Raw genomic sequence first — 14,507 nt, forward strand, 5'->3', positions numbered from 1 at the left:
GTACTTATTTTAGTTATAAAAATAGGATTTAGAACCAGTAATTACTATATCCCAAAAGATATTAAAAAAACTGTTCCTCCAGGAGAAACAGCTTAGAAAAAATAGGAATACACTGTAAGTACCGTGATTGAGCCAATAACGACTATTATTACATTAGCACCGAGAAAAGCAGCGATAAACGCGGCTGCAGCCCCTAGAACGCCATACCAAAGATCATCTTGAATAAATAGTATACCAGGGAATATTAGTGCCCCAAGTGTTGCATATGGTACGTTTTTCAAAATTCCTTGTAAAAATGAGGGTAATTCCTTTCCTTTAAAAAGCACGAAAGGAAGCATTCTTGGAATATAAGTGACTAATCCCATTCCAATAATCATCCATAGAATCTCACTTTTCATGTACCTGCTCTCCCTCCCGTCCCCTTAGAGTTTGAACAACTTCCACTATAATAGCTGATAGCAAAGTGGAAGTGACAATGGACCAGCCTGTAGAGAGGACTTCTGTCATCGTAAATATCGTATTAAAACTCGCTGCTATTACCGCTAAAAAGACCACTTTCACGCTCTTTTTCATCGATGGCACCACAAGTCCGATAAACATCGCATAAAGAGCAACCGACATACTTTCTTGAAGAGTCTGTGGCAGAGAAGCACCAATAATATGACCTAAACCGGAGTTAATTACCCAACTCAAATATGAAACGGTAATGACTCCAAACAGAAATCCAGTCGAAACCTTGCCATCTTTTAATGCGGCAACAGAAAACGTCTCGTCTGTTATTCCAAATGAATAGAGCATTTTAAGTGAAGTTCCTTCCTTTTCTACCTTTTCATTTAAGGAAGCTGACATAAGAAAATGTCTGATGTTTACAATAAAAGTCGTTAATACAATCTCAAATACTCCTGTACCAAGTGTGAGCAAGCTAAGACAAATATATTGAGAAGCACCAGCGAATACAATGAGACTCATTAGTACGGTTTCAGTAACCGTAAGCCCTGTTGTTTTAGCGAGTAACCCAAATGTTAACGCAATCGGAAAATAACCAATTCCAATTGATAATCCTGCCTGTATTCCCTTTCGAAACTCACTGTTACTTCTAACAGAAACTACTTCTTCCAAAAAAATTCACCACCATGTTGTCTATCGTCTATGAATCTTACAAAATACTTAAAACTGGAAACTCAGGTATCGAATATTATACCTGTACAGATAATATCCATCAACACAAAAAAGAAAACACACAGAGAGTCTCTCTGATGTGTTCTCTATACAAGCACTGAACGGTCACTACTCATTTTAGAACCACGAATACGCTGGAATTCCTCTAGAAGCTTTTCGACAGTTAGCTTTGATTTTTCCTCTTCATTTGCTTCAAAAATGATTTGACCACTATCCATCATAATCAGTCGGTTGCCAAGATCAAGTGCCTGTTGCATATTATGAGTAACCATTAACGTGGTTAAGTTCGTTTCATTTACAATATCTCTAGTTAAGTTTGTAATAAGTTCTGCTCGTGAAGGATCAAGAGCAGCTGTATGCTCATCTAAGAGCAGGATTTTGGGATCTGTAAAGGTTGCCATCAATAAGGATAATGCTTGGCGTTCCCCTCCTGATAAAAGTCCCACCTTCGCCTGAAGACGATTTTCAAGTCCTAGATGAAGCGACTCTAATTTTTTGATAAAAAACTCACGGCGTTTTTTGGTTACTCCACGGCTCAATCCTCGTGCGGATGCTCTCGAAAAGGCAATGGCTAAATTTTCTTCGATTGTCATAGAAGGAGCTGTTCCTGCCATCGGATCCTGAAACACCCGACCAATAAGACGAGAACGTTTATGCTCTTTCATGGAAGTAACATCCTGGCCATCTACCTTCACCTGACCAATATCGGGAAACATTTTTCCAGAAATAAGGTTCATAAGAGTTGATTTCCCAGCTCCGTTACTTCCAATCACAGTGACAAAGTCTCCCTTATTCAAAGACAAATTCACATGATTAATGGCAATCTTTTCATCCGGTGTGCCTTCATTGAACACTTTATAAATCTGATTTAGCTGCAGCAAGCTGTTCACCACTCTTCTCTAAGGAGTTAGTTTGTCTTAATGCTGATTCAAGCAGGCGTTTTTTCTTACGTTGTCTTTCTTTTTGCTGATTAACCAGCTTAGGAACAACAAGGGCAGAAACAACAATAATCGCAGTAATTAACTTCATATCTCCCGTTTCTAAAAACTCTACTCGTAACGCCAAAGTAACAATAATTCGATAGACAATCGCACCACCGATTACAGCGAAGGTCGCACGAACAATATTTTTCGCTCCAAAGATTGCTTCACCGATAATTACCGATGCCAATCCGATGATAATCATACCAATACCCATTCCAACATCACTGAATCCATTGTACTGAGCGACCAGTGCACCAGCAAAGGCAACGAGGGCATTTGATATACCTAAACCAATTACCTTTAATGTATCCGTGTTAGCAGAAAAACTTCGAATCATCGTTTCATTGTCACCTGTCGCACGCAATGCAAGACCGATATCTGTCTTTAAAAATGCATCAATCAATCCTTTAATAATAAATGCTAGGATGAGCATAAAAAGCAAAATTCCCCATGTTTTTGGAGTATAGTCGGCTAACCCTATGGAAGCAAACAACGAACCAATTGTCTGATCAATATTTAAATTCGACCAAAAATCCGAAATTTTTGTAATAACCGTTTCCTCTGATAATAGTGGAACGTTCGATTTCCCCATAATTCGCAGGTTGATCGAATAAAGAGCAATCATCATTAAGATCCCAGACAATAAGGGATTGATTCCTCCTTTAGTGTGAAGAAGCCCCGTCATGCAACCGGCAATAAACCCTGCAACAAGTGCCGCCATGGTTGCAATAAAAGGATTGGTACCTGACACAATTAATATAGCAGCAACTGATGCTCCCGTAACAAAGCTACCATCCACTGTTAAATCAGGGAAGTCTAATATTCTAAAAGACAAGTACACTCCAAGCGCCATAAGGGCGTAAATGGCACCTGCCTCCACTGATGAAAAAATCGCTGTAAACATAGATGCTTCTCCTTTCTTAAATACGGAAGGGCTTCAAGGAATAAATCCAGAAGCCCAAACCAATATTCATTAGTCTACAAGTTCCGCAAGTTCTTTCCACTCGTCCTTTATTTCAATACCCATTTCCTTTGCAGCTGTTTGGTTGATTAATAGCTTTAGGTTTTGTGGATACTGAACAGGTAATTCTGATGCCTTCTTTTCACCTTTTAAGATTTGCGCAGCCATAACTCCTGCTTCATAACCGATGTCACCGTAGTCAAAGCCGAATGCTGCAAAACCACCGCGTTTAACTGAATCTAGCTCTCCTACAAACAACGGTAAATCTTCATCATTAGCTACTTGAATAACAGACTCTAAAGCCGAAACAACTGTGTTATCAGTAATGATATAGAACATATCAGCCTTACCGATTAATGATTCAGCTGCTTGCTTTACTTCAGAAGAAGTAGAAACCGTAGCTTCAGCAAGCTTCAAGTCTGTCCCTTTTAGTGCTTCCTTAACAAGATCGATTTGGGCAACTGAATTTTGTTCACCTGAATTGTAAATAACTCCAACCGTACTACCACTAAAGTTCTCGTTCATAAAATTAACCATATTCGGAATCGCGTCTGGATGTGTATCTGTTGTACCTGTAATATTTTCTCCTGGCTGATCCATAGCCGTTACAAGAGCCGCACCTACAGGATCAGTAACAGAGGTAAACACAATTGGAATTTCATTTGTTGCGTTTAACGCGCTCAATGCACTTGGTGTAGAGTTAGCAAAAATTAAGTCCACTTTATCACCAACAAAGTTGTTAGCAATCGATTGGTTATTATTTTGGTCTCCTTGTGCAATTTGCACATCATATTCCACTTCAAGCCCTTCCTCTTCAAGCGCTTTTTGGAAGCCTTCAAGTGCAGCATCTAACGATGGATGCTCAACAATCTGAGTTACACCGACTTTAAGTGTCTTTACTTCTGAATCTCCATTTGCATTATCTGTTTCTGAAGTACCACATCCACTTAAGAATAATGCTCCTGCAATTGAAATGGCAGCGAGTGATTTCATTTTTCTTAGCATAATATTTCCCCCTCTTACTCTCTCTCTATTACTTTTTTACTTTTATGCTTTCATGCACTAAAATATCTAACTATTATTATATAAGGAGCCGTTCTTTTCTACAAGTCTTTTTTATAAATTTTCTAAATATTTATTATACTACAAAAAAGAACCAATCGATTCGACTGGTCCTTTTATCTACTTTCCTTGAAAATTTGGTTTTCTCTTTTCACTAAAGGCTTGTAACGCTTCCTTACGATCCTCAGTTGGTATCGTTACCTCATAAGCTTTCCTTTCAATCTTTAATGCCGTATTCAAATCTACACTCATCCCTTGATGAACGGCAAATTTCGCTTGCTGAAGAGCAATAGGGGCATTAGCAAGCATCTCATTTGCTAGCTTTAAGGATTCATTCATTAGAACATCAGACTCGGTCACTTTGTTCACGAGCCCTAATTGTTCTGCCTGTTCAGCTGTTATTTTTCTAGCAGTTAATATAAGCTCCAATGCTTTTGTTTCACCAATTAAACGTGGCAAGCGCTGTGTACCACCTGCACCTGGTATGATTCCAAGACTCGTTTCGGTCAACCCCATTTTAGTACCTTTTACCGCAAGACGGAAATCACACGCTAGAGCCAGCTCCATTCCACCACCAAAGGCGTATCCATTGATTGCTGCAATGGTTGGTTGAGGAAGCTCACTTATTTCTGAAAATACTTCTCCGATTTTGTGTACATTTCTCATCACATCATCTGGTGAGAGGTGTTTCCGTTCCTTTAAATCAGCACCTACACTAAAGGCTTTGTCACCTGCACCGGTGAATAAGACAGCACGAACTTCACGGTCGTGACGTACTTTTTGCACAATTGCCTGAAGTTGCAGCAAGGAATCATAATTGAAAGCGTTCATAGCATCCGGACGATGCAAGGTAACAAAACCGATGAAGTCTTTTTTTTCAAAAAGTATAAGGCTCACCGCTCATTCCTCCTTCAATCAAAGCTCTTTTCTTAAACTTTGTTGCTTTTTGGAACCTAATTTTAATAATATTTCTACGTTAAAATCGGCTTTTAGATTTTAACAACAATCTTTGCGAAAACAGCCTCAATCAAAAAGCAGACATATTTCAGCCTGCTTTTTACTAATTCTATGCTTGAATGATTTGTTGTTTTAACGCTCTTCGTAAAATTTTTCCCGTTGTATTCTTTGGAAGCTCCTCAAGAAAATCTACAGAACTAGGAATCTTGTATTTTGCTAACCGCTCACGGCAGTAAGCAAGAACGTCCTCTTCTGTTAGCTCTGTATTCTTCGTTACCACATAGCTTTTCACCGCTTCCCCCTGCTCCGGATCAGGAACGCCAAGCACTGCCACCTCGATTATATCGGGATGACTATAAAGCACTTCCTCTATTTCTCTCGGATACACATTGTAACCACCGACAAGAATGAGGTCCTTTTTACGGTCAACGATATAAAAATAACCTTCCTCATCCTTTCGAGCTAGATCACCGGTGTATAACCAGCCATTCCGAATAGCCGCCTGTGTTTCCTCCGGCATTTTATAATAGCCCTTCATCACATTAGGACCAGAAACGATAAGCTCACCAACCTGGCCAACAGGAACCTCTTCTCCTAATTCATTCACAACCTTGTTTTCCACATGAATAATGGACTGACCAATCGAACCTGCCTTTCGCGGACGATCGAGCGGATTAAAGCAAGTAACCGGTGAAGCTTCAGAAAGTCCGTATCCTTCAGAAATAAGCACGTTGAACTTCTTCTCAAAGTTTTCGAGCAAGGAAACCGGCATCGAGGCACCACCGGAAATACATAATCGTAAGGATTGTAAGTCCTTTGGATCACCTGCTTCGTATTGGTAAAGAAAATTATACATAGTAGGTACACCCGCAAATACAGTCGGTTCATATTTCTTTGATAAGCGGAAGATTTCAGCAGGGCTAAATTTTGGATCAATAAGAATGGTTGCCCCACTCAATAAAGGTGCATTAAGAGCGACCGTTAAGCAAAACACATGAAACATCGGAAGAGTTGTAATAACACGGTCGTCCTCGTTCATTTTCAAATAATCGCCTGTATCTTTTGCATTGCTATATAAGTTTTTGTGAGTGAGCATGGCACCCTTTGGCTTTCCAGTTGTACCTGATGTGTACAATATCACTGCCACATCATCCTCATTAAGCTCTGGCCCCTGATAACTTAAGTCACCCGATGCGAGTACGTTTGTAAATGTATGTAGCTTATCTCCAACCGTTAAGTTGCTATTATTGAGTCCACGTTCCTTACCTTGAGGTGTTTCACAAATGATGTAATTTTCAACCTCAGGCAGTAAATGATGCATTTTTTCTGCAAGTGGAAGTAATAGATCCAGTGCAACAACAGTCTTTACATCCCCGTTTTTAATAATATAGCCAATTTCATCCGGAGTATAAATCGGATTCACCGGTATCACTGTTGCCCCTAATCGCAGGGCTCCGTACAAACTAACAACAAAATATGGTGAATTCCCCAAAAGTAACGCAATATGATCCCCTTTTTTGACCCCAAGTGACTCTAGCCCTGAAGCAAACTTCGTAATTGCCCCATCCAATTCAGCATACGTACTAGCCTCGTCATTAAAATAATACGCTGTTTTTTGAGGCAATGCTTTTGCTGTCTCGTGTAACTGAGCAGATAAATTCATCGCTCCATCCCCTTTATTTGGTTGTTTTGGTTTGTTCGTATGGTGGTCTTAGGTGTGTGTGTTGTTGTGTGATTTGTTCAAGAACAACTATGAATGAGTACTCATTCATAGTTGTTGATAAACCCCTACTTCCATTATATTGGTTGGCTATTAGGCTTACAAGTGTAAACGCATACATTTATGAATTTTTAGACAAATCATTTGGGAAGATATACACTGAAAAAGAAAGGATGTGGAAGATGTTACTTAAATCTAGAAAAGAGTCGGAAAACCTATTGTTATATCGCAGTTTATTTTTACGAATGAGCTTGTCTGAAAAGGATGTTTCTCATTACCAACGTCTTGAGAAGGGCTACGCTGGCGAATTGTTATTTGATCAATATATTAGTACATTGACAAATGAGTTTTTACTGTTAAATGATGTTCTACTTGATTCCGGTAATAACCTTTTTCAAATGGATTCCCTAGCAATTTTTCAAGAATCCGTTTTGTTGTTTGAAGTGAAAAATTTTGAAGGGGATTTTTTTGTTAGAGGAGACCGTTGGTATACCTCATCAGATAAGGAAATTAAAAATCCTCTAGAACAGTTACAAAGAAGCGAATCCTTGCTGCGACGCTTTTTACAAGAACATGGCTGTATGCTTCCTATTGAACCAATTTTAGTGTTTGTAAACCCTGAGTTCACCCTCTATCAAGCCCCCATGAAAACACCCATTATCTACCCTACCCAAATCCAGCGTTTACTAAGAACACTCGCCAACAAACCAACCAAAATGACTCACCTACATGAGAAAATGGCAAATAAACTTCTCACTCATCATTTGACGACATCTCCTATAAAAAGGAAACCAGAATATTCATATGAGATGCTGCAAAAGGGAATTTATTGTTCCCATTGCTACACATTTTTCAAAGAAGCTACAGAAACGAGATTGGTCTGTACATGTGGAACAATTGAAAGTATTGACGATGCAATCGTTAGAAGTGTTAAGGAGTTTATGCTACTGTTTCCGGATCAGTTGGTAACTACGAATGGTATTTATGAGTGGTGCGGGGGTGTGGTGAAGTCGAAGAGGTTAATTCGAAGAGTACTTTTGCAAAATTTTAAAAGATACGGTAATAAAAGATCGACCTACTTTTTAGAATATTAATGATTATATATTTCTTTTTTTATGACGCGGTCGCTTATATTTTCCGGGTACTCGTGTCATAAACCTTTTCTTATGACGTGGTCGCCCCTATTTTTCCTCACTCTCACGTCATAAACCTTTTCTTATGACGTGGTCGCCCCTATTTCTCCTCACTCTCACGTCATAAACCTTTTCTTATGACGCGGTCGCCCCTATTTTTCCTCACTCTCACGTCATAAACCTTTTCTTATGACGCGGTCGCCCCTATTTCTCCCCGCTCTCACGTCATAAACCTTTTCTTATGACGTGGTCGCCCCTATTTCTCCCCGCTCTCACGTCATAAACCTTTTCTTATGACGCGATCGCCCCCATTTTCCCCCCTATCACGTCATAAACTCATTTATCTTCTTCTAACTACCATTTTTCCCAAATTTTCACCTCGTATGCTCCCCCTCATCTTTCACCATAATAGACACGTACGGTATTTCGCTGTACAAATCCGAAAGTGGGGGTTGAGACGGATGATAACACAACAACAGCAAAACAACATGCAAACGGCTTCTACAAATAATATGATGGCTTCACCGAATATGGCAAGAACTGTGAATCATGGGGCACATGAAATTCTTGATGTGCATGAGGTGATTTCGGGTACCCTTGGTACGATTGATCAATATTTAATGTTCGAGCAACAAATTAAGGATCCAGAGTTAAAGGATATTGTCGTTCGACAACGTCAATTTATTACGGATCAATATAATGTGTTGGTCGAGTGCTTTAAAACTGGACAAGATCCAAGTCACCCAACTTCTAGCTATATGATGAAGCAATCCAATGATGTTGTTTATGGTATGAAATCCTCCCAACCAACTAAACCGAAACAATCTGCAGCCGAAATTGATGATAAGTGTTTATCATCTCTCATGCTTAGCTGTATGAAGTCATCTGCACAAACGATGACGATGGCTGCCGGTGAAGCAACGAATCCGATTGTTCGACGCGTGCTTCAGGATAGTATCCCTAACTATTTGGAAATGGCGTACGAAATCTTCTTATATCAAAACAAAAAGGAATATTATCAGGTTCCTCAGCTAAAAGAAGAAGATACACAACAGCTAATCAATTCGTTCGCTACATCAGGTGTTTCCCAAGGTATCCAAGCTACACAAGGAATGCAGAATATGCAAAATATGCAAGGCATGCAGAGCAATCAGCAAAACCGTATCCTTCAATAACACCCAAAAGGGGCTCCATCCCACGGAGCCCCCACCTACATACTATTTTTCATAACCATTAGGATTGTTCTGGTGCCAATTCCATGCTGTTTCAATAATGGTTTCTAACTGGTTATACTTTGGCTTCCAACCTAGAGTTTCCTGAGCTTTTCCAGATGATGCAATTAACACAGCTGGATCGCCCGCTCGACGTGGACTAACTTTAGCTGGAATTTCATGCTTTGTAACTGTTCTTGCTGTTTCAATTACCTCTTTTACCGAAAAGCCTCGGCCATTTCCAAGGTTGAACACTTCACTTACTTCATTTTTACGCAAGTATTCTAAAGCTAACCAGTGAGCATTAGCAAGGTCCATAACATGAATATAATCGCGGATACATGTTCCGTCCTTTGTCGGATAATCATCACCATAGATACCAATATGCTCTCTCTGACCTAATGCTACCTGCAAAATTATTGGAATTAAGTGAGTTTCAGGTGTGTGGTCCTCTCCAATGATTCCATCCGGGTGAGCCCCAGCGGCATTAAAATAGCGCAAGGATATCGACTTTAAGCCGTAAGCCCCGTCACACCAACGGAACATTTTTTCCATTGCAAGCTTTGTTTCTCCATATGGATTCGTGGGAGACGTTTCTGACTCCTCTGAAATCGGAACCTCTTTTGGCTCTCCGTATGTTGCTGCTGTTGATGAAAACACAATTTTCTCCACCTGATGCTCCACCATAACAGAGACCAGTGAGTGTGAAGCAATAAGATTATTTTCGTAATACATGAGCGGCTTCACTACACTTTCTCCTACTAGAGAGCTTGCTGCAAAATGAATTACGGCTTCAATCGAATGCTTTGAAAACACTTCACTTAATGCTTTCGAATCGCGTAAGTCTACTTGATAATAAGTTGCGCCCTTTACCGCTGGGAGATGACCGGTTTGTAAATTGTCTACAACCACGACTTCTTCTCCATGATTCAAAAGCTCTACCACTGTGTGGCTCCCAATATATCCGGCTCCACCTGTTACTAAAATTGCCATTCATAGTCCCCCAACATGTTAATAAATTAATTGTAAAAAGTCTTCTTTTGTTACGTTACCGAAATAATGTTTAATATTTACATCGTCCAACGCTAATTGTATCACAGCTTTATCATAGCGAATTCCCGTTAGCTTTTCCTCTATATCGCTGACATCACCAACTCCAAAGAAATCACCATAAATTTTGCAGCTTTCAATCACCCCTTTATTCACTTCTAACCTCACATCAATATGTCCCACTGGGAAACGGTGCGAGTGCTGAAGGTTAAACTTGGGAGACTTTCCGTAATTCCAATCCCAATTTTGATAACGTTCTTTTGAAAGTTCGTGTATATTTTTCCAATCTTCCTCAGTTAACACATGCTCATTTATCTTCTCTGTACCGCCAAAGATCTTCTCAAGCAGCAGGGAACGAAACTCTTCCATTGAAACCTTTTCTGTTAAAAATTCCGAAATATTGGCGACTCGGCTTCTAATCGACTTAATCCCTTTTGATTCAATTTTATCCTTGCGTACCTTTAATGCTGAAACAACATGGTCAATTTCAGAGTCAAACATAAGCGTTCCATGACTGAACATTCGTCCCTTTGTGGAGAACTGTGCATTACCAGAAATTTTTCTACCCTCTACCAAAATGTCGTTTCTCCCACTTAATTCTGCCTGTACTCCAAGCTCACGCAAAGCTTCAACGACCGGATCCGTGAACTTTTTAAAATTATGAAAGCTTTCTCCATCGTCCTTAGTAATAAAGCTGAAATTTAAATTTCCTAAGTCATGGTAAACTGCTCCACCACCTGAAAGCCTACGAACTACATGAATTCCGTTACCCTCAACATAATCCGTATTTATTTCTTCAATCGTATTTTGATTTTTACCAATGATAATAGATGGTTCATTTATGTAGAAAAGTAGATATGTTTCTTCTATGTTTAAATTTTTCAGGCAATATTCTTCTATTGCTAAATTTATTCTTGGATCAGTAATTCCTTTATTATCAATAAATAACATACTTCTCTCTCCTTAAATTTCAATCACTTGTCCGGTGTGGGCCAAGCCTATTAATCCATTATAATGTTGCTTTGCTTCTTCCACTAACTGCTGAAGTTCTCCGTAGTGAGGAAGATGAGTTAACACGAGTTGCTTAACATTTGCTCTAGCTGCCAGCTTTCCAGCATCAATGCTGTTCATATGCCCAGCTCCCCTGCCGTCCTGATTAGCATAGAAATTACATTCACACAAAAGTACGTCGGCTCCTTCACTAAATGAAACAAACTCCTCAATAAACGAAGTATCTGCTGTGTAAACAAGAGCTTTTCCATCCACCTCAAATCTCATCGCATAACAAGGAACTGGGTGCTTGGTTAATAAAAATTGAATAGTGAATGGACCTACTTTCAATTCAGCATTCGGATCATAAGCAATCCCTTTTGTGATCGTTTTGTACGTTAACTTAGAAAATTCATACGCATCACCATCATGTGCATAAATCGGTAATGTATTCATCTGAGCCCCTAAAAACCCTTGAATCAATCGAGCATGCTGCAAGGCGCCAATGTCTGCAATATGATCGGCATGATAATGAGATAATACAACCGCATCTAGTTCTTCAGGCTGGTAATAATTTTGTAACTTAGACAAAACCGCGCTTCCACAATCAATCAATAATTGAAAACCGTTATGTTCTAACACATAGCCTGTGCTAGCTTCATTTGCTTTTGGATAACCACCCCAAAAACCTATCGTTGTGAGCTTCATTGAACGATTCCCTCCGCTTATTATTATATCTATCGTTTATTATAGCTTTTTTATTTATTTATGAAAAATAGGTAAAACAATGATTGACACACTTAAACTGTTATAATACAATTTAATTAATAATTAATCTGTTTCAAACACCATAATAGGGGGAACTTATATGTTTGAGAGCATTGTTGAATTTTTCAGAAACTTACCACCAAAGGAATGTGTACAATGTGGGAACAAAATTGAAGAACAACATGAATGCTATGGCAATAAGTGCGAGCATTGCATGGATGTAACAAACATATAGATTCATAGTTTACAATAAAGGCCCCAGTCAGCTGACTGGGGCTATTTTTTACTCTGCCATTACGTGATACTGGCGCTTATGCATTTTTGAAAAATAAAGAATGGTACCTAGCGCACAAACAACAGCGAACGCAAAAAGGATATACACGTTATCCCACATGAATGAGAAATCCCCACTTGAAATAACCGCTTTAAATCCTTGAACCGAATAAGTCATTGGCAATAATGAATTAAACGGCTGTAATGCGTTTGGAATAAGCTCTAATGGAAAGGTTCCTGCACTTGTTGTTAATTGCAAAATAAGAACAATAATGGCGACAAAACGACCTGGATCTCCAAGTGTTGTGACCAATAATTGAATTAAAGCCACAAACGTGATACTAGTAATAATCGTAAAGAAATAAAAGTAAAATATACTTTCAACCTGTAATCCTAGACCTAGTAGTAACACGGTGGCTGCTACAATCCCCTGTAATACACCCACTACACCAATAATAGAAAATTTACTTATGAACCAGTTCAGTCCACTCTTAGGAATAGAGGCTGGCTCCTTTAAAGGAAACACAATGGATAAAAGTAAAGCACCTACGAATAATCCTAATGACAGGAAGTATGGAGCGAATCCTGTACCGTAGTTTGATACTTCATTCACTTTCTTTTCCTTCACTTCGACTGGCTGTGCCATCATATCAAATGTTTTATCCGTAGCATCAACACTGGATGCTTTGTCTGCTCCTTCAGCTAGCTTCGTTGACAGTTCATTGCTACCGTCTAGTAGCCTGTTGTTTCCATCGACAATTTTATCGCTACCTTCTTGTAACTGACTGGCACTTGATGCAATGGTTTTAGAAGCCTCCGATAGCTCTGTAACCCCGGAAACTAACCCATTTGTACCATCACTAATCTTTTGGGCACCATTTGAGGCTTCAGAAAGCTTTTGCTGAAATAACTCCATGCCAGACTCAAACGTTGTTTGTCCCGCAGAAAGCTCTGTAGATCCTGTTACTAAAGCATTCGTACCTTCTTCTAATTGATGTAATCCACCTTGAAGCTCTTTTTGTCCTACTAGTAAAGTTCCCATGCCGTTTTCAAGATTGCTTGCACCTGCGGATAAAAGAGCCGATTTTTCTGCTAGAATTTGAGTGTTGGAATCTAAAGAGGCAAGTGTTTGTTCAAGTACTGCTCTCTCCGGTCCTTCAGGCATTTGTGCAATCACCGCTTGTAAGGATTGAGTGAGCGCCTTTACACCACCATTAACCGCCTCAGCACCCTTTTGCCATTCAGCAAGTGAGGTTTCAAGTGTTGCAGCCCCTTCCATTAACTCACTTGTTCCATCGATTAACGCTGGAACCTTATCATTCACCGTTTCTAGCCCTGTGTTAACATCCGTAATTCCTTGATGCAGACTGCCTAGCCCCGTTTGAATTCTCTTTGAGGCTGTCACAAGTTCGTTTTGGCCACTGCTTAATTGTCCTAAACCTGCTGATAAATCGGACGCCCCTTTATTGAGGGCAATTGTCCCGTTTGTAGCACTAGTCATTCCTTCTGAGAACTTTTCTGTTCCATTTGAAAATTGGGTTAGCTTGTCATGAAAGTTTGAAGTCCCTGCCAAAAGATCAGCTGTTCCAGTGCTTAAATCATTCGCACCTTCACTTGCTTTTGTTATTCCATCTGCAAGTTCTCCTACTTTGTCAAACATACTTTCTGCATATGTTTCTGTTACCTTTGCAGAAAGAGAGGCTTTAATCTTTTCAATAGCAGTGCCGCCTATTTGTGCAGCTAAGAAGTTATAGCCCTCATTTGGTATATACGTAAGTGTAAGCTTTTCTGGGTTTTCATCTAAGAGTGTCGTAGCATTTTCAGAAAAATCATCTGGTATCTCGACGATCATATAATATTTTTGGTTTTCTAGGTCATCGTTTGCCACTGCACGATCAACAAACTCAAAATGAAAATCTTGACTTTCCTTTAACTTAGCGACTAAGTCCTCACCTAAATGAAGTTCTTTTCCTTCATAGGTTGCACCCTCATCTTCATTTACAATCGCTACGGGAAGATCCTTCAAGTGATCATATGGATCCCAAAATGCCCATAAAAACATCCCACTATATAAAACTGGTATAAAAAGTACAGCAATAAGTGGGATCAATAGTTTCCGATTTCGAAACACCGCTGTGATTTCTTCTTTTAGAAGATTATTTTTCAATTGTTATTCTCCCCTTTTTTTCAAACTGACTAAAATGTTCATTTGGTCATTTT

General features: G+C 39.4%; 14 protein-coding genes. 3 read left to right on the forward strand and 11 right to left on the reverse strand.

The window, feature by feature from the left end:
- Positions 1-92: 92 nt before the first annotated feature.
- The 7 genes from ACVBAX_RS11290 to ACVBAX_RS11320 form a co-directional block, all read right to left on the reverse strand.
- The gene (locus ACVBAX_RS11290) at positions 93-398 is read right to left on the reverse strand and encodes an AzlD domain-containing protein (RefSeq protein WP_430776595.1); all 306 of its coding nucleotides are present in this window, start codon (positions 396-398) and stop codon (positions 93-95) included.
- Positions 388-1,119 carry an AzlC family ABC transporter permease gene (locus tag ACVBAX_RS11295; RefSeq protein ID WP_447117107.1) on the reverse strand — a complete coding sequence of 244 codons (732 nt, stop codon included), beginning with the start codon at positions 1,117-1,119 and terminating at the stop codon, positions 388-390. Before ACVBAX_RS11295 ends, ACVBAX_RS11290 begins: the two co-directional genes overlap by 11 nt.
- Before the next feature lie 146 nt (positions 1,120-1,265).
- A complete protein-coding gene (locus tag ACVBAX_RS11300) occupies positions 1,266-2,060 on the reverse strand; it encodes an ABC transporter ATP-binding protein (protein ID WP_447117108.1) in 795 nt (264 codons plus the stop codon).
- Positions 2,035-3,066: an ABC transporter permease gene (locus ACVBAX_RS11305; protein ID WP_447117109.1), complete on the reverse strand. Its 1,032-nt coding sequence runs from the start codon at positions 3,064-3,066 to the stop codon at positions 2,035-2,037. Before ACVBAX_RS11305 ends, ACVBAX_RS11300 begins: the two co-directional genes overlap by 26 nt.
- 69 nt (positions 3,067-3,135) lie before the next feature.
- Positions 3,136-4,128 (reverse strand): ABC transporter substrate-binding protein, encoded by a 993-nt coding sequence (locus tag ACVBAX_RS11310; RefSeq protein ID WP_430776591.1) that lies wholly within the window; start codon positions 4,126-4,128, stop codon positions 3,136-3,138.
- 177 nt (positions 4,129-4,305) lie between these two features.
- Complete coding sequence (locus ACVBAX_RS11315; protein WP_447117110.1) at positions 4,306-5,082, reverse strand: enoyl-CoA hydratase-related protein; 777 nt, start codon at positions 5,080-5,082, stop codon at positions 4,306-4,308.
- A gap of 169 nt (positions 5,083-5,251) precedes the next feature.
- A complete protein-coding gene (locus tag ACVBAX_RS11320) occupies positions 5,252-6,805 on the reverse strand; it encodes a fatty acid--CoA ligase family protein (protein ID WP_447117111.1) in 1,554 nt (517 codons plus the stop codon).
- Positions 6,806-7,044: 239 nt separating this feature from the next.
- On the opposite strand from ACVBAX_RS11320, the gene ACVBAX_RS11325 reads away from it, so the two are divergent.
- Together ACVBAX_RS11325 and ACVBAX_RS11330 are read left to right on the forward strand one after the other, a co-directional pair.
- A complete protein-coding gene (locus ACVBAX_RS11325; protein WP_447117112.1) occupies positions 7,045-7,956 on the forward strand; it encodes a nuclease-related domain-containing protein in 912 nt (303 codons plus the stop codon).
- 500 nt (positions 7,957-8,456) lie between these two features.
- Positions 8,457-9,170, forward strand: a complete 714-nt coding sequence (locus tag ACVBAX_RS11330) for a spore coat protein (protein ID WP_447117113.1) — start codon at positions 8,457-8,459, stop codon at positions 9,168-9,170.
- 42 nt (positions 9,171-9,212) lie between these two features.
- Here ACVBAX_RS11330 and galE read toward each other — a convergent pair whose 3' ends face one another.
- Genes galE through ACVBAX_RS11345 form a run of 3 tightly spaced genes read right to left on the reverse strand, consistent with a single transcriptional unit; the run spans position 9,213 to position 11,954 of the window.
- Positions 9,213-10,199 carry a UDP-glucose 4-epimerase GalE gene (galE, locus tag ACVBAX_RS11335; RefSeq protein ID WP_447117114.1) on the reverse strand — a complete coding sequence of 329 codons (987 nt, stop codon included), beginning with the start codon at positions 10,197-10,199 and terminating at the stop codon, positions 9,213-9,215.
- An 18-nt stretch (positions 10,200-10,217) separates the two neighbouring features.
- Positions 10,218-11,207: a lipoate--protein ligase gene (locus ACVBAX_RS11340; RefSeq protein ID WP_447117115.1), complete on the reverse strand. Its 990-nt coding sequence runs from the start codon at positions 11,205-11,207 to the stop codon at positions 10,218-10,220.
- Between the two features lie 12 nt (positions 11,208-11,219).
- Positions 11,220-11,954 (reverse strand): MBL fold metallo-hydrolase, encoded by a 735-nt coding sequence (locus ACVBAX_RS11345; RefSeq protein ID WP_447117116.1) that lies wholly within the window; start codon positions 11,952-11,954, stop codon positions 11,220-11,222.
- Between the two features lie 160 nt (positions 11,955-12,114).
- Between ACVBAX_RS11345 and yhfH the strand changes: the two genes are divergently transcribed.
- Complete coding sequence (gene yhfH, locus ACVBAX_RS11350; protein ID WP_084362072.1) at positions 12,115-12,249, forward strand: protein YhfH; 135 nt, start codon at positions 12,115-12,117, stop codon at positions 12,247-12,249.
- 48 nt (positions 12,250-12,297) lie between these two features.
- Here yhfH and ACVBAX_RS11355 read toward each other — a convergent pair whose 3' ends face one another.
- A complete protein-coding gene (locus tag ACVBAX_RS11355) occupies positions 12,298-14,454 on the reverse strand; it encodes a YhgE/Pip family protein (protein WP_447117117.1) in 2,157 nt (718 codons plus the stop codon).
- Positions 14,455-14,507: the final 53 nt, after the last annotated feature.

This window comes from Robertmurraya sp. GLU-23 (genome assembly GCF_052983275.1).